This is a genomic window from Nocardioides sp. YIM B13467, assembly GCF_042788075.1.
In the GTDB taxonomy this organism is placed as follows: Bacteria; Actinomycetota; Actinomycetes; order Propionibacteriales; family Nocardioidaceae; genus Nocardioides.
This window is the reverse complement of sequence record NZ_JBHZPJ010000023.1, coordinates 1-19,536: the sequence shown is the minus strand read 5'-3', so window position 1 is coordinate 19,536 and position 19,536 is coordinate 1. Positions and strand designations below refer to the sequence as shown.

Here is a 19,536-nt window from a genome sequence, read left to right as displayed (position 1 = left end):
CAGCGTCATGAGCACCAGCAAGCCCCGCACGAAGACCAAGGCCGGCAAGGACGCCGAACCGGCCCGCTCCGGAGTCCGCCGCGGCCTGGTCGAGCAGGAGATCTACGATCACGCAACCCGCCTGTTCGCGGAACGTGGCTTCGCGGGGACCAGCTTCCAGGACATCGCCGACGCCGTCGGGCTGACTCGGCCGGCGCTCTATCACTACGTGAGCAGCAAGGATGAGCTCCTTGCGAAGCTGGTCGCTGAGATCACTCAGGACTCCGCCGTCGGCATCCAGGCGATTGCTGGTCGCGACGACATCGATGCCACCCGCAAGGTGCATGAGATCGTCGCCATGAGCGTGCGCCGCCAGGCGGAGAGTGCTGCGCGGTTCCAGCTCCTGATCCGGTCCGAGGCCGACCTTCCCGAGGGCGTAGCTGCTACGCACACGGCCGGTCGCCGCGCCGTGCTCAAGGCAATGGCCGGCGTTATCGAGGACGGGGTCGCACAAGGCGTGTTCCGACCCGTCGACCCGCGCGTGGCTGCACTCGGCCTGCTGGGCATGAACAACTGGGTCGCCTGGTGGTACCACCCCGACGAGCGCAACGACCTCGATCAGATCTGCGAGCAACTGGCCGACATGGCCGTGGCGTCACTGGTCAACCCTGACGGCAGCGCCACCAGTCGCGCGGAGCCGCGCGACGTCCTGCGACTGATCCGCCGCGACCTCGACCACCTCGAGGATCTGCTCGACGGCTGAGCGGCCACGACTCACCACCCTCTGTCAGGCCTCCGCGATCTCGCGGGGGCCTGACGCGTTCTGCGACCGCCCAGAACGAGGGGTATGGCGAATCTTCGTGATTTACAGGTGTGTCAACCTATTGACGTTACTGTCGAATCGTTCTAGCGTCTGTGACTACGGACACAACGAAACGAGGATGCTCATGGCTTACGTCATCGGTGTCGACGTCGGCGGAACCTTCACGGACGCCGTGCTCGACGACGACGCAGGGAACATCGTCGCGGCGAAAGCGCCGTCGACACCGCCGGACTACTCGCAGGGCGTGATGGATGTGCTGGGGGTGCTGGCCGAACAGCTCGGCATGCCGGTGGAGCAGATGCTCGCCGACACGCACCACATCGCCCATGGCACCACGTCGTCGCTGAACGCGCTGGTGATGGGCAACGTGCCTCCAGTCGGCTTCCTGACGACAGCAGGGCACCGCGACTCGATCTTCATCATGAACGTCGAGGGCCGCTACCTCGGCGGATCACCCGACCAGCTCCAGAACGTCCTGGGGCAGAGCAAGGACCACGGCCTGCTGCCCAAGCGGCACGCCCTGGAGGTCGTCGAGCGCGTCGACCGCGACGGCACGGTCGTCGTTCCGCTGAACGAGGAGTCGGTGCGTGCCTCGGTCCGCAAGCTCCTCGACGCCGACGTCAAGGCGATCGCCGTCTCCCTGCTGTGGTCCTTCAAGAACCCTGCCCACGAGCAGCGGATCCGCGACATCGTCCACGAGATCGACCCGGACATGTTCGTCGCTCTCTCCTCCGAGGTGAGCCCGCGGATCCGGGAGTTCGCCCGCAGCTCCACCACGGTGATGAGCGCCCAGATCGGCCCCGGCCTGCGCGACTACCTCGGATCCCTCGAAGGCCGGCTTCGTGAGCGCGGCCTCGCCGGCCCGCTCCTCGTCATGCAGAGCAACGGTGGCGCCATCGCCGCCGCCGAGGCGCCTGCCACCGCCATCAGCACCGTGGGCTCTGTCCTCACCGGTGGCGTCGTCGGTGCTGTCTCGCTGGGCGAACAGCTGGGACACCGCAACATCATCTCCACCGACGTCGGCGGCACCACCTTCCTCGTCGGCCTGGTCGTCGACGGTGAACCTGTGCGGACCAGCAGCACCATCATCAACCACCACCCGATCAACGTGCCGACCCTCGAGGTCCACGCCATCGGGTCCGGCGGAGGCGCCATCGCCTGGCTCGACAAGGGCGGCAACCTGCAGGTCGGCCCGCGCAGCGCGCAGTCGGTGCCCGGACCCGCGTGTTACGACGCCGGCGGCACCGAGCCGACCAACACCGACGCCAACCTCGTGCTCGGGATCCTCCCGGAAACCGGCCTGCTGGGTGGACGTAAGGCGCTCAACGTCGAGGCGGCGCGTGAAGCCATCCGCTTGCAGATCGCCGAGCCCCTCGGTCTCAGCGTCGAGGACGCCGCTGCCGCGATCTACGCCATCCAGAATGCTCAGACCGGCGACCTCCTCCGCAAGACCGTGGTCGAGACCGGCCACGACCCCCGCGACTTCGTCCTGTATGCCTTCGGGGGTGCCGGCCCTGCGTACTGCGGCTTCTACTCCGCCGAGGTCGGGGTCAAGGAGTGCATCGTGCCGCTCGGCCCGGTGGCCTCCGCCTTCTCGGCCTACGGTCTCGCCTCCTCCGACATCGTGCTCGCCTCCGAGCTCTCGGACCCGGGCCAGATGCCGCTCGACCCGGCCCGTGCGATGGAGAACTTCACCTCACTGGAGAACCAGGTCAAGGCCGCGCTGGAACGGCAGGGCCTCGACTTCGAGCGGATGGAAATGGTCCGTTCCCTCGACCTGCGCTACACCGCGCAGCTCGCCGAGGTCGCCGTCGAGGTCCCGGGCGGCGAGCTCGACACGGCGGCGATGACCCAGGTGATGGCCGACTTCGAGCAGCGCTACGCCGAGCTCTACGGTGAGGGCACCGGCTTCAGTGCCGCCGGCGTCCAGGCGATCACCTTCCGTGTCCGGGGCACCGGCGTACTGCCGTTCTCACCTGCCCTGCCGAAGGTGGACCCCGCGACCGACCCTGACCCGTCCGTCGCGCTCCACGCGATCCGCAAGGTCTGTCTCGACCCTCGCCTGGGGTACGTCGACACCCCGGTCTACGACTACCGCGAGCTGCGCGCGGGCCACCGGATCACCGGCCCGGCGATCATCGAGGTCCCCACGACCACCGTCGTCGTGCCGCCGGAGATGACCGGCACCGTCGACCACCTCGGCAACCTGACCATCACCACCAGGAACTGAGAGGAACTGACATGACGATGCAGATTCCCGGCTCGGAGCACTTCTCCAGCCGCCCGACGAACATTGACGAGATCACGGCTGGACTGCCCGACTCTCTCGAGGTGCACACGGTCAGCCAGGAGCAGATCGATGACCTGGACCCGCTGACGTACGAGGTCGTCCGGCACCGGCTCTGGTCGGTGACCGAGGAGATGGGCGAAGCGCTCAAGCGCATGTCCGGCTCACCGATCGTCACCGATGCCAACGACTTCGACTTCGCCATCTGCGACGAGCTCGGCCAAGAGGTTCAAGTCGGTCTCTACAACACGATGCTCGCCGGTGCCGTCGACCTGGCGATCTACTGGACACTGCGCAACCGGTCGCACAACCCGGGCATCCGCGAGGGCGACATGTTCCTCTGCAACGACCCGTGGGTCGGCGGCGGACTGCACCAGAACGACGTCATCGTCTTCCAGCCGGTCTTCCACGACGGCAAGCTCTTCGCCTGGACCAGCGCCATCTGCCACGAACCCGATCTCGGCGGCGTGGGTCTCGGCTCCTTCAGCCCGGCCGCGCAGGACGTCTTCTCCGAAGCCCTGCCGACGCCACCGATCAAGGTGGTCAAGGACTTCGACCTGCAGGACGACGTCGTCGACGTATGGATCCGCCGATCGCGCGTGCCCATGCTCGTCAACCTCGACCTGCGCGCCAAGGTCGGCTCGAACACGGTCGGCCGCAAGCGGCTCGAAGAAGTGATCGCCCAGTACGGCGCGGACACCGTCAAGGCCGTCATGAAACGGATGATGGCGGACGCCGAGGGCCGGATGCGTTCCAAGCTGAGCGACCTGCCCGACGGCACCTGGGAGGCCACCGGCTACCAGGACCAGTCCCACGAGGGTGACCGCGGAGTCCACAAGATCACCGTGGCGATGACGAAGCAGGACGACCACCTGACCTTCGACTTCACCGGGACCGACCCGCAGGCCGGCATGATCAACTGCACGTACGCCGGCATGCGTGGCGGAGTGATGCTCGCCCTTCTCCCGATCCTCGCCAACGACATCCCTTGGTCTGCAGGCGGCCTGATGCGCTGCTTCGATCTGGTGTCGGAGGAGGGCACGATCAACAACGCGACCTACCCCGCCGCCGTCAGCCGTGGGCCGATCGGGCCGGCGTGGCTGACCGGCACATTGGTCGCCCAGTGCTTGTCCCAGATGCTCGACCGGTCCGCCGACCTCGGCAAGAGCGTCCAGGCGGCCTGCTGCGGTACCTGGGACACGGCAGTCGTCGCGGGTCTCGACGAGCGCGGTGAGGTACCGACGCCCTTCCTCAACGTGATGATGGAGCCGATGGCCGGTGGCTTCGGTGCCCGTCCCGAGGTGGACGGCATGGACACCGGCGGGCTGTTCTGCATCCCGATGGGCCGCATCCCCGACGTCGAGATGACCGAGTTCCTCTACCCACTGCTCACCCTGTGGCGACGCGAGGAACCCGACTCCGGCGGCCCGGGTCGCCAGCGAGGGGGAGTGAGCGCCTCGCTGGCCGTCACCCTGCACGGATCCTCCCAGCCGGCCGGTCTGGTACTCGCCTCGGCCGGCAAGGCCGTCTCGCAGAACAACGGCCTCGCGGGCGGCTATCCGGGCAACACCGGGCTGGACGCCGTCGTCCGTCAGGCTGATATCGGGCAGATCCTCGCCGACGGCCGCATCCCCCAGTCCCTGGAGGAGTTCGGTGGCGAGGTGGAGATCGGGAACTGCTATGCCCAGTCATACCTCGCGCCCGGCGAGATCCTCTACATGAACTGGCAGGGCGGCGGCGGATACGGCGACCCTCTGCTCCGCGACCCGCACGCCGTCCTCCACGACATCGTCGAGGACAAGGTCAGCCCCACCGCTGCTGCCACCGTCTACGGCGTAGTTCTCACCGACGGCGTGATCGACCAAGCGGCGACCATGACCCGGCGAGCGGAACTGCGCGACGAGCGACGGAAACGGTCGCGGACAGAGCCCCGGGACCGCGGCACGGTCGACACGTCGCGAGCGCGTCGCGTCGACGACAACCTCGTCATCGACGGCGACACGGTCGGCTGCGCGCACTGCGGCCATGGCTTGGCCGACGTCACCCGTGACGTGTCGCTCGGTCTCGCGATCTACGACGGACCGTCAACCGACGCCGGCCCGCAGGTCACCTCAGATCCGGCGCACTACGTGGACGACGCGATCGTCTTCCGCCAGCTCTGCTGCCCCGGCTGCTGGACTGCGATCACCTCGTCGATCGTCCCGGCCGACCACATCGACTCGACCGGAGACGTCTCCCGCCTTGGAGTCAGGGGCAGTCTCGTCGCCACACAGTAGGTTTCGCTGCGTCGCAACCCCGGCCGTGTGGGGTCGGGGTTGTCACGCTGTTCGTAGGCAGGCGACACAACGTCTGCATCGCTTCTTCATGTGCGTGCAAGGCTGGGGGAGTGGCCAACCGACTCGCCGATGCGACCTCTCCGTACCTCCTTCAGCACGCCGAGAACCCCGTCGACTGGTGGGAGTGGGGGCCTGACGCGTTCGAGGACGCTCGGCGGAGAGAGGTTCCTGTGCTTCTATCCGTCGGGTACGCCGCGTGTCACTGGTGTCAGGTGATGCTGACTCCGCTCAGTCATCCGCGGCCATCTGATTCACGCTCGAACCCGTGCCGTTCCATGCCACCCTGGGCCGGTCCTGCCGCCGAAATTCCTGTCCCGAATTCCTGTCTTCATGAGAGGAAACATCCGGGTTGGTGTGGTCTCAGACACCGACGCTTCCGCGCGCCGAGACACCGCGGGCTGATCAGTATGGCTGCAGATTCTTGGCGGCGCTGTTTTCGAACGGCTGTCATCACGAGTGGATGCGAGACGGGTGAGGACGACTGGGGGCCGTCTTTGCGCATTGCTGCACATCATGCTCGTGCCGTTGGCTGTCACGACCCGGATGAAAGACCATGTTCAAACCTCGTGACATGTGTGTCGACGGATAGGAAGATTCGTCGTGGCTGCTCATGCCGGATCTTACGGAGCATCTGTGATCGCCGGGTGCTGTCACTTAAAAGATGAACCGTGGTTTGCCAAATACCCTGAAAGGTCCGCAGGTACCTGTCGACGACGTTCGAAGTGAGGCCCAGCAACCGGCGCAGCGGCCCCAATTTCGGGCGTTTTGCCGACAGCATCGAAGGCCCTGTAGCACAAGGGCGGCGTCGATGAACGATCAGTTGTGTGCCCTACAGGTCGAGTGTGCCCGGCCGCCCGAAGAGCAGTCGGGATCCGGCGGAGACCCTCAACCAGATGTGTGAATGGCTGAGGGTGAGAGGTCGGTCTTCTGCCAGCGACGATCTGGAAGGTCTTTCTGCTCAGCGGCGGCCGGTGTGCATCTGGCGTATAGCGAGCGGTACTTCTTTACGGATCCGCAGTAGGACTGTCAGCCGACGCTACTTGACGCTAGGGACTCAGGTACCCCGACCGCAGCACACATCGATAGAGGACCAGGATGTCGCCTACCAAGATTGCCATCGTCTACTACTCGGCTACCGGCACCCTTCACGCTATGGCTGAACGGCTGGCGAGTTCTGCGCGCGCTGCGGGTGCGGAGGTGCGGCTGCGTCAGGTCGCAGAATTGGCACCCAAGGAAGCGATCGCCACCAACCAGGCATGGCAGGACCACGTAGAGGCATCGGGACACATTGAAACCGCCTCCCCAGACGATGTGATCTGGGCAGATGGTGTTCTGCTCGGTACCCCGTCACGCTTCGGTAACGTGGCTAGCCAGCTGAAGCAGTTCCTGGACACTTTGGGGCCGGCATGGTCGAACGGTGAACTGGCCAACAAGGCGTACGCCGGTTTTACCGCCAGCCAAACGGCTCATGGTGGGCAGGAGTCGACGCTGCTTGCGCTCTACAACAGCGTGTATCACTTCGGGGGGATTCTCGTTCCGCCCGGCTACACCGATGAAGTGAAGTTCACCGACGGAAACCCGTATGGGGTGTCCCACGTCACCGGCGGGTCTAACGACGTGCCACTCGGAACCGCCGAAGTCGCGGCGCTCTCGCATCTAGCTGAGCGCATTGTCGATGTGGCATCGCGACTTCGGGTCGCCTGACAGTCGAGGCGAACCTAGGGACGTCGTCCTGGGCCAGCGCTCAACGCAACCAGATCGATCCTGTGATGGTGGAAGCGAAAGCCCGTCCGCGTATGCGTGCAGGCCATCCCGCCGACCCATTGCTGTATGTCCGCGCGGATCCGGTTCGGTATCCGGCGCACACCCCGGGGCTTCGCGTGGAGTCTGCCCGCCGTCGACGAAGAAGGTGCTTTCATGACCCGTACGCAATTGCCGATCCGCCGCAGCGTGTCCGTCGGGACTGCGCGGTCCTATTGGATGCGGGACGCGCTTAGCCTCGAGACGGCGCAGGCCGATCCGGGCACCACGCTGACGGCTAGCCTTCGCGCTGACGTGTGCATAGTCGGAGGCGGATTCACCGGCATGTGGACGGCGATCGAACTGAAGCAACGCGATCCGAGCCTCGACATCGTGCTCATAGAAGCCGACCTGTGTGGTTCTGGCGCCAGTGGGACGAACGCGGGAATGCTGATGAACCTCTGGCCCAAGATGCCGGCTCTTCTGAAGGCAGGAGGACCGACGGAGGGGCTCGATGTGGCCCGCGCCTCCGTCGAGGCCATCGACTACATCCGACGTTTCTGCGTCGAGAATCGTATTGATGTGCAATGGGAGCCGAATGGTTGGCTGTGGGCGTCGAACAACCCCAGCCAGGACGGCGTTTGGGATGAGACGCTGGCGGCTTCCGTCGACCAGGCGGGGTCGCCTTTCGAAGAGATCGACTCGGTCACTGCTACTGCTCTCGCTGGCACTGCGGTTCGCGGAGGAATCCTAGACTCGACCTGTGTCGGTCTAAACCCAGCCAGACTGGCCCGAGGCCTTCTTCGGGTCGTTCGATCACTCGGTGTGATGGTGTTCGAGCACAGCCCGATGACATCCATCGATTCTGGAGGCGTCACGAACGTCGTGCACACCCAGGGAGGGTCGGTGAGTGCAGACGCAGTTGTCCTGGCGATCAACGCTTGGTGCAGCGAGTTCCCTGAGGTGCGTAAGCACCTGGTTATGACGGCATCGGACAACGCGGTCGTTCGACCGCCGTCGGGGTGGGCCGAAAGCCAACGTACCAACGTCTCCGACGGCGGTCGCCTGCTCGACTACTGGCGGTCGCTGGCGGACGGCAACTTCCTGTTTGGCAAGGCGGGGCTCGGTCTGGGTTGGGGTGCACGCGGGGCAAGCAGCCTCTTCAAGCCGATCCCGCGGCCCGGGCGTTTGCTCGACCATATGGTTCGTACCGTTCCAGCGATGGCCGGTTCCCATGTCGTCTCGACGTGGCGTGCTCCTGTGGAGTACTCCGTCTCCTCCCTGCCGTTCTTCGGGGAACTGGGAAGCCACCCTGGGGTCTACTTCGGAACTGGATACTCGGGAGATGGCGTAGGACCGTCAGTTCTAGGCGGTCAGATTCTCGCCAGTCTTGCGTTGAGGTCTAACGACAATCTTGCCTCGTCCTTCCTGACTCGATTGCCTTCTGGCCGCGGACTTCCTCCGGAACCGATCCGCTTCCTTGGCGGCCAACTGGTGAAGACCGCCCTGATTCGGCAAGACCGCGCCCATGATCGTGGGCGACGCGTCGATCCGCTGACTGCGCTTCTGACCCGAGTCGATCCGACCTCGTTTGTCGGGTGAGACCCAAAGCGTGTCGAGACGGCTCGACCTAGGTGTGGGTCATAGCCATTGACGCTGGCTGGTCGGAAGAGCATCGGAACAGACATGTGGAGGAGAACGGGATGAGTAGCCTCTGGGATCCGGCAGCGAGCGTGGCCTCGCCGGTAGACCTGACCGAACGGCTGTGTGCAACGGGTTATCTGTGTGATGAGACGCTTGCGACGGTGGGGTTCCTCGGGTTGCGGATGCAGAGACCGCTGCTGCTGGAGGGTGAGCCCGGCACCGGGAAGACAGCGTTCGCGGAAGCGCTGGCGGAGGCGCTGGAGCTGCCGGTGATCCGACTGCAGTGCTACGAGGGGATCGACGCGAGCCAGGCGCTCTACGACTGGGACTTCCCTCGACAGATCCTGCACCTACGTGCGCTGGAAAGCACTCGCGCAGCTTCTGCCGACAAAGCCACCGACGAGGTGGAGAAGACCCTTTTCGATGAGCGGTTCCTGCTCGCGAGGCCGCTGCTGCGAGCCCTACGTGAGTCCCCGGCGGTGCTGCTCATCGACGAGATCGACCGGGCCGACGACGAGTTCGAAGCGCTCCTGCTCGAGGTGCTGTCCGCGTACCAAGTCAGCGTCCCGGAGCTTGGCACGATTACCGCAGTGACCCCGCCGGTCGTGGTGCTCACCTCCAACCGCACACGAGAGTTGCACGACGCGCTCAAAAGACGCTGTCTTTACCACTGGATCGAACACCCCACTCTGTCCCGGGAGGTTTCAATCGTCCGGTCCCGGGCTCCGGAAGTCTCGGAGACGCTCGCCACGCAGGTGGTCAACTTGGTGCAGCAGTTGCGCAGTCAGGAGAGTTTGGTCAAGCCACCCGGAGTTGCCGAAACCCTTGACTGGGCCCGCGCACTGGACCGGTTGGGCACCTCCGAGGTCGACCTCGAGCGTGCGGCGGTCACTCTCGGTGCTGTCGTGAAGTATCACGAGGACACGGCGCAAGTCCGGGACGCCCTCGCCCGGATTTTCGCCAGCTGAGAACTGCCATGGAGCCTGCAACCCACCACGAGGTGGACGAGTTGCTCCTGGGATTCACCCGGGCACTCCGCTCCGCTGGCATCGGGGTCACGTCGGACAGAGCCCAGATGTTTTTGCGCGCCACCGCGCTGTTGGGCGCAGAGGACTCTCGATCGGCTTACTGGGCCGGCCGGTCCACGTTGTGCGCGGGGATCGATGACGTCGATGTGTACGACCGCGTCTTCGACGCCTGGTTCACCGGCCACGACAGCCCGAGCACTGGGCAGGAGCCTCCCGACCTTCTTCCACCGCTCTCAGTCGGTGCCGAGGCCCTCGGTAGGGACGAAGATGTCAATGCAGATGACGACGAGCAGCGGCTAGCCTTGGTAAGCGACACCGAGGTGCTGAGGCATAGAGACATCGCTACCATGGACCCGGCGGAGAAAGCGCGACTGGCCGTGCTTTTCGGTGCGCTGTCGCCGCGGCCGCCCCGACGCACCGCCAACCGGTGGACGGCCTGGCACCGCGGTAACGTCGATGCGCGGCGGACGTTGCGGGCGATGCGTGCGACGATGGGCGAGCCTGTCCCGATAAGGTGGCGCAGCCGACGCGATCGGCCACGTCGTGTGGTGCTGCTGATCGACGTGTCCGGTTCGATGCATCCATATGCTGATGCGCTGCTTCGGCTCGCGCACACCTTCGTCTGCGGGGCACGGAAACGGGCCGCCCGCGAGAGTGGGGTAGAGGTGTTCACCGCGGGCACCCGCCTGACCCGCGTGACCAGAGCCATGCGGCTACGCGATCCTGATCAGGCAATCCTGGCTGCCGGCCAGGCGGTTCCCGACTGGTCCGGCGGCACCCGGTTGGGCGACACGCTGAAGGTGTTTCTTGATCGGTGGGGACAACGTGGCATCGCACGCGCGGCGGTCGTGGTCTTGGTCAGCGACGGTTGGGAGCGCGGGGGCACAGACGTGCTGGCCGAACAGATGCAGCGGCTGCAGCGCCTCGCACACAGGGTGATATGGATGAACCCACACAGTGGGAAAGAGGCATACCAGCCCGTGCAGTCAGGCATCGTGGCCGCCCTTCCCTACATTGACGATTTCGTCGCCGGACACTCGCTTGCCACCTTCGCGAACCTGGTCGAGGTCGTCGCCCGCGCATGATGTCCTACCCACGCCGCGGGATTCCTCGTGAGCCGGCATGAGGGTTACCGCGCCGGCCGGAGGTGTCTGTCGGGAGGGCTTGGGATTTGGATCAAGTCTCAGTGGGCGAGGGGTCGGTAGAGCTCGACCGTTGGGACAGCGTAAGCGCCGAAGTGGAGCTCGTTTCGGCAGGCGGCGGTGGAGTGTCGGCCTGACGAAGATCGGAGTTCCTCAACCTTCGGATGGTGACAGGCGTCACCATCAATTCGTCTGATACGTGCAACGACGATCCGGTGTCGGGTTCGCGAAGATGTGCTCCAGTCAAACGAGAGGATGAAGCATGGTGGAGAATGTTGACGTCGCCGTAGTAGGGGCGGGTTTCGCTGGCCTTCGGGCGGCCCGTGATCTGAACGAGGCTGGCCGATCTGTGGTGCTGCTCGAAGCAGCGGATCGGGTGGGTGGCCGTGCATACAGCAGGGAGTCGGCCACCGACCCGGGAACCGTCGTGGAGGTGGGCGGCGCCTACTTCCACCGGCACCACCACGGTCGGCTGGCGGCCGAAGTGGACCGCTACGGTGTCGCGACAGAGCCGGCTGCGCCGTTCACCGTCTTCCGGAATCGCCTGGGCCCGGGGGATCACAACTCTGCCTTCCCGATCCCGGTAGGAGAAGCTGTCGAGGCAGAGCGCGTGCTCTACACCCTGATCAGGGACGCACATCGCATTGACCTCACGGCGGGGCTGGAGAACCAGAGTCTCGAGGACCTCGACATCTCGGCCAGGGACTACCTGGATAAGTTGGACATGCCTCAAGTCACCGGTCAGCTGTTGCGATCCTGGGTGTGGAACATGATGGGGCAGCGTCTGGAGGATGCTTCTGCATTGTGGATGCTGCAGTTCATCGCCTCGCACGGCTACTCCGTCCTGGGGATCGTCCTCTCACTCGATGAGGTGATGTCAGAGGGCACCGGAACGCTGACCTACGCGATGGCGAACGAAGTGGCTGACTTGCGCCTCGAACAGCCTGTTTCGGGACTTCGTCAGGACGCCATCGGTGTCGACTTGGCGTATGGCGCGGATCGGCTCCTCCGGGCGGAGCACGTGGTGGTCGCGACACCTCTCAACGCTATGGCCGCACTGCGGCTTGACCCACCCCTGTCTGGCCGCCGTGCCGAAGTCGTCGCGGAAGGTCACGGTGGTCGAGGTCTCAAGTTGTTGATTCAGGTGCAGGGTGTCCCCGCCGGCATCTCGTGCACGGGAGACGGTATCTTCCCGACGCTCTACGACTACCTGCCATCGTCCGACGGGGGCCGCATCCTTGTTGCCTTCACGGACCGGGACTCCTTTGACCCACGAGACGATGCCGCGATCGAGGCTGCAGTTCACCATTACCTTCCTGACGCAGTAGTCGTCGGAACCGACTACCATGACTGGACTGAAGACCCCTACGTATGTGCCCCTTGGGTGGCGCCGCGCATCGGACAGGTGACGCGGGCTCACAAGGTCCTCAGTGAACAACACGGCCGTATCCACTTCGCGGGGTCTGACGTCTCCTTATTCTTCCCGGGTTACATCGAAGGAGCGCTCGAGACTGCTGATCGGGTAGTCGCGGAGGTACAAGGACATACTGCCTGACGCCTCAGAAGTCAGCTCAACCCCTGGATCCTGAAAGTTGCTGGACTACATGGCGCTGCTGCACGCCATGTAGTCGGAGCCCGCCTACTTCGCACCATTGGGAAGGATCTCGGCGCGGCTCGAGCGCGGTGGCGGCGTAGTTCGGTGAGGACGCAGACGCGATCAAAGTGAGCAAGCCGGACCGTGTCGTGCTAAGGCCCTGTAGGCGGGCGTCACTCAAGTGATGGAGGGGTGCCCAGACGTTGACGGTGACTTCAGTCGCGATCCAAACTGCCTCCTCCAGCGAACCCCAAACGCCACGGCATGTCGCTCTCCTATGGCGCTCTTGGTCGCATGATTTGCGGCGACGTCGTCAGATAGGGTTGTGACCTGCAGGTTTGCCAGCGTGGGTGGCGGGTGCGGGGCCGTGAGGGGTTTGGATGGAAGGTTCCTAACCAACCATCTGAAGCCTCGGCCACGTCCGCCGTGTCATCTTCGACGACGCCCGCCCCGGCCGACATCCGAGTTCGCGCAAGTCGCACTGGTCGGATGTTCTGGGCCAGATGGTGGCCCAAGGGTCGCGGGCTCACCGAAATCGTTGAACGGGGCGCCGATGCCGGCAGGGGCGTCGTCAGCCGCGGAGGATCCGGCGTCCTAAGAGGTCGAACCCGGTGCGTCCCTACATCTGCCTTCTGATGAGTTTCGTCCTGTTATGGACGTCCTCGGTACGCTCGTTGGGGAACGGCATCGTCACCGCGGCGCTCGGCGCCGTCAGTCGGGACACTTGCCAAGCTCCGATTGGCGGCCGCAACACCTCCGCTGGCTCCCGCGATCGAATGCACGAGAAGTCGGCACTCGTAGTCGTCGGCGGCGTCGAGTACTGAGCGTACTGCTGGCTCCCGCCGGCCCCTGGTGCGTAGGAAAGAATCGCGCTGTTCGCTCGCGGCGACATCCAAGCTCCTTCGCGATCAAAGGGCACCTGATCGCGGGTCGACCGACGCACGTCAGGGTGATCCGCGGGCGAGTGGAAACCGTCACCACCCCGACACATGCCGCACGTGAGACGTCGCTCAGCGCCACCTGATGCACCATCGTTCGCCGTCCATCTCGACTGGACCCTTGACGACGAGTCCAATCCAGGCCTACCTTAGCCGCGCGCATCCGGATACGTTACCGGTAACGTATCCGGTAACGCTTCCAAGCCAATTCACATCAACTCGACGATGAGGGTTCCATGTCCGCTCCTTCAGCCGCGCCCAACGCGGTAGCCACTCCCCGGCCCGTCCGCCCGACGTTCATCGCGGTCTACGCGCTGGCCATGTTCGGCATATGGATGTCGATCATGCTGCCTGCCTCTGTGACGCTCGCTCTCCGCATCTCGCAGATCGATCCCGTAGGAAAGACGGCTAGCTACTCGATTGCTGCCGGCATCGGGACCTTGGTCGCCGTGATCGCCAACCCCCTGTTCGGCCGACTAAGCGACCGCACGCGCAGCCGCTTCGGGCGGCGCCGCCCGTGGATCGTGGTCGGTTTGGCAGGCACGATCGTCGGAGCGGCGATCATCGGGCTGAGCAGCTCGTTCCCTCTTCTCCTGCTTGGCTGGGTCATCATGCAGGCCTTCGTGAACGCTGCGATTGCCGCCGTTCTCGGAATCGTGCCCGATCGGGTTCCGGAGAATCAGCAGGGCCTTGTGGGCGCTCTGAGCGGTACCGCTTCCTCGGCGGCCCTCCTCGTCGGCGTGCTCTTCGTACAATGGTTCCCGGAGAACGTGCTCGCCCAGTTCGGTCTGCCGGTGATGATCGCGGTGCTGTTCTCGGTCGTGCTGATGGCTATGTTCCGCGATGACGCCCCTGCCCCGAGCGACATCGCGCCGTTCAGCCTCAAAGAGTTCTTCGGCAGCTTTTGTATCGATCCTCGACGCTCTCCCGATTTTGCCAAGCTTCTGGTTGCGTTGTTTCTGATGAGTTGCGGGACCGGCGTCATCGCCACTTACACCGTCTACCTCCTACAGGATCAAATCCTCCCGCCTGATTCGGATCTCCCCGGTCTCATCACACTTTCCTTCGTGATTCCGGGTGCCATCGCATTCATCACCGCGCCCCTTGCAGGCATGGTCAACGACCGCCTGGGTCGACGAAAGCCGGTGCTCGGTACCGGCGCGCTGTTCATCGTCACCGGCCTCCTCGTACTCGCGTTCGCGACAACCGTTCCGATGTTCCTGGTGGGCTTATCGCTTGTCGCTGGCATCGGCACCGGTTTCGTCTATGGCAGTTACATCGGTTTCGCCGTCGCGACGATGAATGATCCCAACACGGCCGCTCGCGACCTAGGGGTGACAAACATCGCCATCACTCTGCCGTACTCGATCATGCCATTCATTGCACCGTTGCTGCTCGGCATTGGCGGCGGAACGAACTACCCGGCACTACTGATCTTCAGTGCCCTGCTCACTCTTCTGGGAATCGCGCCGATGCTGCTCATCCGCTCGACTCGCTGACCAACCCGCTTCGAAGGAGAATCCATATGGATGGTTACCGCGATCCTGCGCTGCCGGTCGAGCACCGGGTCGAGGACCTGCTGCGCCGGATGACAATCGCCGAGAAAGCGGCCATGATGGTTCACCCGTCTACCTCGCCAGCCGCCGAGGGACTCACTGAGGCCGATGCCCTGGCCAGTGCATCGCACCACGCTGGCACGATGGGGATCACGCACTTCAATGTGCTCGGGGGTGAGGACAGTTCGGCTGTTGCCGCCTGGCATAACACACTTCAGGAAATCGCAGAAAGCACGCGGCTGGGAATTCCGATCACACTGTCGACGGATCCACGGCATGGATTTCGGAGCAACCTGTTCACGGGGCAGTCGATGGACAGCCTTTCCCGCTGGCCAGATTATCCTGGCATCGCAGCGTCGGGCGGTCTTGGAGTTGTTCGAGCCTTTGGTGACACGATGCGGCAGGAACTGCTCGCGATGGGCGTTCGCGTGCTCCTCGGTCCGATGGCGGACATCTTCAGCGAACCGCGGTGGTCCCGTGGTTCGGGGACATTTGGCGAGGACCCGGAGCGCGTCGCTGAGTTGACGGTCGCGTTCATCGAGGCCCTTCGGGGCGGGCGCATGCTCGGCCCCGATTCGGTCGCGGCGGTCGTGAAGCACTTCCCAGGGGGCGGCCCTCAACTCAAGGGCGATGATGCGCACGATCCACGCTTTCCCGAGCAGGTGTACCCCGGCGAGATGCGGGGACTGCATCTACGCCCCTTCGAGCGCGCATTCGCCGGCGGCGCCACACAGGTAATGACCTACTACGGCAAGCCAGTCGGCACCGAGTGGCCAGAGGTGGGCTTTGCATTCAATGAGCCCGTCGTCCGAGATCTCCTCCGTCGGGAGCTCGGCTTCGACGGGATCGTCGTGACGGACTGGAACGTGCTCGAGCCTGAGTCGATCGGCGGGCTACGGTTCGGACCGAACGGATGGGGTCTCGAGCACCTCACTCCGGTGGAGCGCGCGGCAATCGCGATCGATGTGGGTGTGGACCAGTTCGGCGGCGAGCGGAACCCTGCTCTGATCGAGGAACTCGTAGAAACCGGTCGGATCGCCGAGTCACGGATCGACGAGTCCGTTCGTCGACTGCTGAAGGAGAAGTTCCGGCTCGGGGTCTTCGAGAGCCGTCGGGTCAACGTTGAGCAGGCTCGCGCAGTCTGCGGATCCGCTGAGTTCGCAGCTCGAGCGGTACGCGGCCAGGAGCAGTCCCTGGTTCTGGCGTCCGACAATGCCCCCCTCCTTCCTCTCGACGCTAGAGTGATGCTGGAAGGCGTCGAACGGCAGGCTGCGATCGCCGCCGGTCTAACCCCCGTCAGCGGCCTCAGCGAAGCAGATGCGGTCGTGGTGCGCCTAGACGCCCCGTTCACCCCGGGTAGGGGCTCGCTGGGGGATTACTTTCGGGGCGGGACTCTCGCGTTTGACTCGGAAACGCTCGCCCGGCTCAGTGCGTACGCCGCTGAAGCTCCGCTTTTCGTCTCGGTCTACCTTGAGCGTCCCGCCATTCTTGGCCCGCTGCTCGAAGTGGCGGCCGTAGTTGTGGGCGACTTCGGTGCGAGTGACGCCGTCGTCCTGTCCGCCCTCCAGGGGCGGACCGCACTCACAGGCACCTTCCCCTTCGACATCCCGTCCTCGATGGCAGCAGTCGAAGCCTCCCGTGAAGACGTCCCGTTCGACACCGTCGATCCGCTGTTCCGTGCCGGGTACGGCCTGAAGCGCGCCGCATTCGCTCGGACTGCATCGCCTTCGATGTAACACCGATCAGGAAGCCTCGAGGAACTCGGTAACGAGAGCGGTCGCGAAGCGGGGCACGGATCTTGGCCCGGGACTGACGGCCGCTGATGACATGCCGCCAGGGAAGTACGCCGTCCTATCACCACCCTCAGTAGCTTCGGGTAGGTCCACGATCCGCCCACGCACGCCCGGGGGAACGCGTTTGGAGGTCCATGCCTGAGGCGATCACGCCAGCACGCTCTTCAATGAGAAGGGAGTCGTCATGGGCTGGTCCGATTCCCCGTTGACCCCACAGGGAACAGCACAGGTAGAACTGGCCGCCAAGGCGTTGAGTGGCGTGGAATTCGATGCCGCTCTCACGAGCGACTCCGGTCGCACGCGACGAACGGCCGATCTGATCCTCGACTCCGATGTCACATCGATCGCCACCTCTGACCTGCGTGAGGAGAGTTACGGCGGGTTCGAGGGTGGGGCCGACGAGGAACTTTGGGTGCCGGTGCTCAAGGAACTGGGCCTGCCGTTCGATCTAAGCAAGACTACCGATGGCGACATTTGGACGAATCCGGACCTGCTGGATGCCCACTACAACACGCCGCACGACGAGATCATGGATGCTATTGCTGACGTCGATCCGCGTGGGATGGCAGAGGGCTCGACTGGTTCAATACGCGGATTGCTGCCTCAATCGATAAGATCAGCGAACTGGCTGAAGCCAACTCCGGAGGTAACATCCTTGTGGTGAGTCATGGAGGCACCTTGGCCGAACTGTTGGAGAAAGTCGACCCCGCTGGTTTTGACTACAAGAATGTGGCCCTGGGGAATGCGAGCATCACGACCGCAACCTTCGACGATGGAAGCTACAACATCACAGCGGTGAACGAGAGTCCGCAGGAGCATCGGAAGGGCTGAGAGGGCTACTCAAAGGAACGGGTCGCGGGGGAGTGCTGAGGCGGTCGCGCACCGGCTCGGCGATGGCAAGCAAGGGTCGCGTTAAAAGTCTGGTGTCGGTTGCTGGACCTCTGTTTTCAGGTGGTTCGGAGCCTACAATCCGCCTATGACGATCGAGCACGACCTACGGGCGGTCGCTGACGCGCTGGCTAGTTCCATTCCGGCCATCAGCGAGGAGATCTTGCAGCGTAGTCGCGCGGGAGCGCCGAACTACTACCGCCGCAACGATCCTATGTTGCTGGAGACCGAGCTGCCGAGCATCACAGGCGCCCTCACGAGCATCATCCACGGGCTGCGCCACTCCCGCATTCTTCCGGAAGGTGCCTCCGAGGGCGCGCTGGAAGAGGCGCGGGCGGCTGCGCAGACCGGCCTCGAGGTCACAGACCTCCTCCTGACCCGGAGGATCGGACAAGTCGTGCTGTGGAACTGGATCCTCGACACCGCGGCGCGGGTGGTTCCAGAGGGGCCACGCCGGATCGCGGTGCTCAAGCAAGCAGCCGAGTACCACTTCGCATGGAACGACATCATCACCCACGACGTAGTCGCGGCGTACGAGCGGGAGAAGTCCGCATACTTCTTTCACAGCCGCGATCGACAGCGTCGAGCGATCGTCACCGACCTGCTCAAAGGAGTGCCGACCGACACCGAGCAGCTCGGGTACAACCTGAATGCAGAGCAAATCGCCGTGGTTGCGTGGGGTAACGCCGCACGTGCGGCACTCAAAGTGCTGGCAACACTCCTCGACGCCGCTCTGTTGGTCGTGGAAGGCACGGGAGGCACGTCGCTGGCCTGGCTCGGACGCAGCCGCATGAGTGAGTCGTTTGAGAAGCACCTGGCCACGATCGAGCCACCGCCGGCAACGTACTTGGCCATCGGCGGTCCGGGAACCGGGCTCGAGGGCTTCCGATTGGCGCATCGGCAAGCGTGGCAGGCGTATCGGGTGGGTCGGCTGCGCCCACAACCGGTGACCTGCTATCGCGATGTTGCTCTCGAGAGCGTGGTCTTGCGCGACATCCCGGCGGCGCGTGACTTCATGCGGAGCGAGTTGGGAGCGATCGCCGATGACGACCCCCGCAGCGAACTGCTTCGCGACACGCTCCGAGCCTATTTTGCCACCGGGCAGAACGCGGCCGCGACTGCTGTCCGGATCCACGTCCACGAACGAACGGTCGCCTACCGGCTGAAGTCCATCGAGGAGCGGCTGGGATTCCTCATCAACCATCGGCGCGACGAGCTTGCAGTCGCCCTTCGTCTGGCAGACGTCCTCCGAGACGCGACGGACAGCCAGCTCGCGATGATGGGGGAGCACACCACGACCGAAACTGGTCTGTGACCAACCGGTCTGGGGTGACTCGAGACGTCTTGCTCGCGGGTGGCTGAACAACCATGGCCACGAGGGGGCTGCCGAAAATTCGCAACGCGCTTTCCTGGCGCCTTGCCAGTGATCAAGCGTTGGGAAGTGGGCAGACAACTGGAGCCTGGCGACGACGGCGACCTGTTCGATGGTGTCCTTGTTCTCGCCACCGACTTCGACTCTGGTGTGAACCCTGGACGCTGAGCGTGACTGATGTTGTCGAGCCAACTGAGGCCACGCGCGTAGCAGAAGCAGTCGATGCTCACCCGGATCGATCACGATGCTTCGGCCTGATCGGGCGGCGAAACGTGGAAGTGTCTGCTGACGCGTCGGTATGAAGATCGAAGGCGTGGGTGTTCACGCGGCGCAGTCGACGGCTGTTTCGTTCGATTCTGGAACGTGGGCAGGCAGAGGTTCCGCGGGCGGGGGGGGGGGGGGGGGGGGGGGGGGGT

12 protein-coding genes and 2 pseudogenes are annotated in these 19,536 nt (G+C 64.5%); all 14 read left to right on the top strand.

From position 1 onward, the window contains the following. Positions 1-7 precede the first annotated feature (7 nt). Positions 8-742, top strand: a complete 735-nt coding sequence (locus ACFX43_RS05640; RefSeq protein ID WP_378818014.1) for a TetR/AcrR family transcriptional regulator — start codon at positions 8-10, stop codon at positions 740-742. 184 nt (positions 743-926) lie between these two features. Next, positions 927-3,032, top strand: a complete 2,106-nt coding sequence (locus ACFX43_RS05635) for a hydantoinase/oxoprolinase family protein (RefSeq protein WP_378818011.1) — start codon at positions 927-929, stop codon at positions 3,030-3,032. Between the two features lie 11 nt (positions 3,033-3,043). Next, entirely contained in the window at positions 3,044-5,365 is a 2,322-nt protein-coding gene (locus tag ACFX43_RS05630; protein ID WP_378818008.1) for a hydantoinase B/oxoprolinase family protein, read from the top strand. Positions 5,366-5,475: 110 nt separating this feature from the next. Next, positions 5,476-5,643 (top strand): annotated as a pseudogene (locus ACFX43_RS05625) (DUF255 domain-containing protein); the annotation flags it as partial. Positions 5,644-6,520: 877 nt separating this feature from the next. Next, a complete protein-coding gene (gene wrbA / locus ACFX43_RS05620) occupies positions 6,521-7,129 on the top strand; it encodes an NAD(P)H:quinone oxidoreductase (protein ID WP_378818006.1) in 609 nt (202 codons plus the stop codon). A gap of 213 nt (positions 7,130-7,342) precedes the next feature. Next, a complete protein-coding gene (locus ACFX43_RS05615) occupies positions 7,343-8,767 on the top strand; it encodes an NAD(P)/FAD-dependent oxidoreductase (RefSeq protein WP_378818004.1) in 1,425 nt (474 codons plus the stop codon). Between the two features lie 101 nt (positions 8,768-8,868). Further along, positions 8,869-9,777, top strand: coding sequence for an AAA family ATPase (locus ACFX43_RS05610; protein WP_378818002.1), 909 nt, complete (start codon positions 8,869-8,871; stop codon positions 9,775-9,777). 8 nt (positions 9,778-9,785) lie between these two features. Continuing rightward, positions 9,786-10,922 carry a VWA domain-containing protein gene (locus tag ACFX43_RS05605; RefSeq protein ID WP_378818001.1) on the top strand — a complete coding sequence of 379 codons (1,137 nt, stop codon included), beginning with the start codon at positions 9,786-9,788 and terminating at the stop codon, positions 10,920-10,922. 319 nt (positions 10,923-11,241) lie between these two features. Beyond that, entirely contained in the window at positions 11,242-12,534 is a 1,293-nt protein-coding gene (locus tag ACFX43_RS05600; protein WP_378817998.1) for a flavin monoamine oxidase family protein, read from the top strand. A 1,213-nt stretch (positions 12,535-13,747) separates the two neighbouring features. Then, on the top strand, positions 13,748-15,010 hold the full coding sequence (locus ACFX43_RS05595) for an MFS transporter (RefSeq protein WP_378817996.1): 1,263 nt from the start codon (positions 13,748-13,750) through the stop codon (positions 15,008-15,010). Between the two features lie 26 nt (positions 15,011-15,036). After that, positions 15,037-16,803, top strand: coding sequence for a glycoside hydrolase family 3 protein (locus tag ACFX43_RS05590; protein WP_378817993.1), 1,767 nt, complete (start codon positions 15,037-15,039; stop codon positions 16,801-16,803). Between the two features lie 217 nt (positions 16,804-17,020). Beyond that, positions 17,021-17,524: pseudogene (locus ACFX43_RS05585) on the top strand (histidine phosphatase family protein); the annotation flags it as partial. Continuing rightward, a complete protein-coding gene (locus ACFX43_RS05580; protein ID WP_378818054.1) occupies positions 17,455-17,691 on the top strand; it encodes a histidine phosphatase family protein in 237 nt (78 codons plus the stop codon). The pseudogene ACFX43_RS05585 and the gene ACFX43_RS05580, both read left to right, overlap by 70 nt. Before the next feature lie 145 nt (positions 17,692-17,836). Next, complete coding sequence (locus ACFX43_RS05575) at positions 17,837-19,063, top strand: PucR family transcriptional regulator (protein ID WP_378817990.1); 1,227 nt, start codon at positions 17,837-17,839, stop codon at positions 19,061-19,063. Positions 19,064-19,536 lie beyond the last annotated feature (473 nt).

Coding starts and splice junctions, on each gene's coding strand:
- ACFX43_RS05595 (WP_378817996.1), top strand. CDS start 13,748: ATGTCCGCTCCTTCAGCCGCGCCCAACGCGGTAGCCACTCCCCGGCCC.
- ACFX43_RS05635 (WP_378818011.1), top strand. CDS start 927: ATGGCTTACGTCATCGGTGTCGACGTCGGCGGAACCTTCACGGACGCC.
- ACFX43_RS05640 (WP_378818014.1), top strand. CDS start 8: ATGAGCACCAGCAAGCCCCGCACGAAGACCAAGGCCGGCAAGGACGCC.
- ACFX43_RS05610 (WP_378818002.1), top strand. CDS start 8,869: ATGAGTAGCCTCTGGGATCCGGCAGCGAGCGTGGCCTCGCCGGTAGAC.
- ACFX43_RS05590 (WP_378817993.1), top strand. CDS start 15,037: ATGGATGGTTACCGCGATCCTGCGCTGCCGGTCGAGCACCGGGTCGAG.
- ACFX43_RS05630 (WP_378818008.1), top strand. CDS start 3,044: ATGACGATGCAGATTCCCGGCTCGGAGCACTTCTCCAGCCGCCCGACG.
- ACFX43_RS05605 (WP_378818001.1), top strand. CDS start 9,786: ATGGAGCCTGCAACCCACCACGAGGTGGACGAGTTGCTCCTGGGATTC.
- wrbA (WP_378818006.1), top strand. CDS start 6,521: ATGTCGCCTACCAAGATTGCCATCGTCTACTACTCGGCTACCGGCACC.
- ACFX43_RS05575 (WP_378817990.1), top strand. CDS start 17,837: ATGACGATCGAGCACGACCTACGGGCGGTCGCTGACGCGCTGGCTAGT.
- ACFX43_RS05615 (WP_378818004.1), top strand. CDS start 7,343: ATGACCCGTACGCAATTGCCGATCCGCCGCAGCGTGTCCGTCGGGACT.
- ACFX43_RS05600 (WP_378817998.1), top strand. CDS start 11,242: ATGGTGGAGAATGTTGACGTCGCCGTAGTAGGGGCGGGTTTCGCTGGC.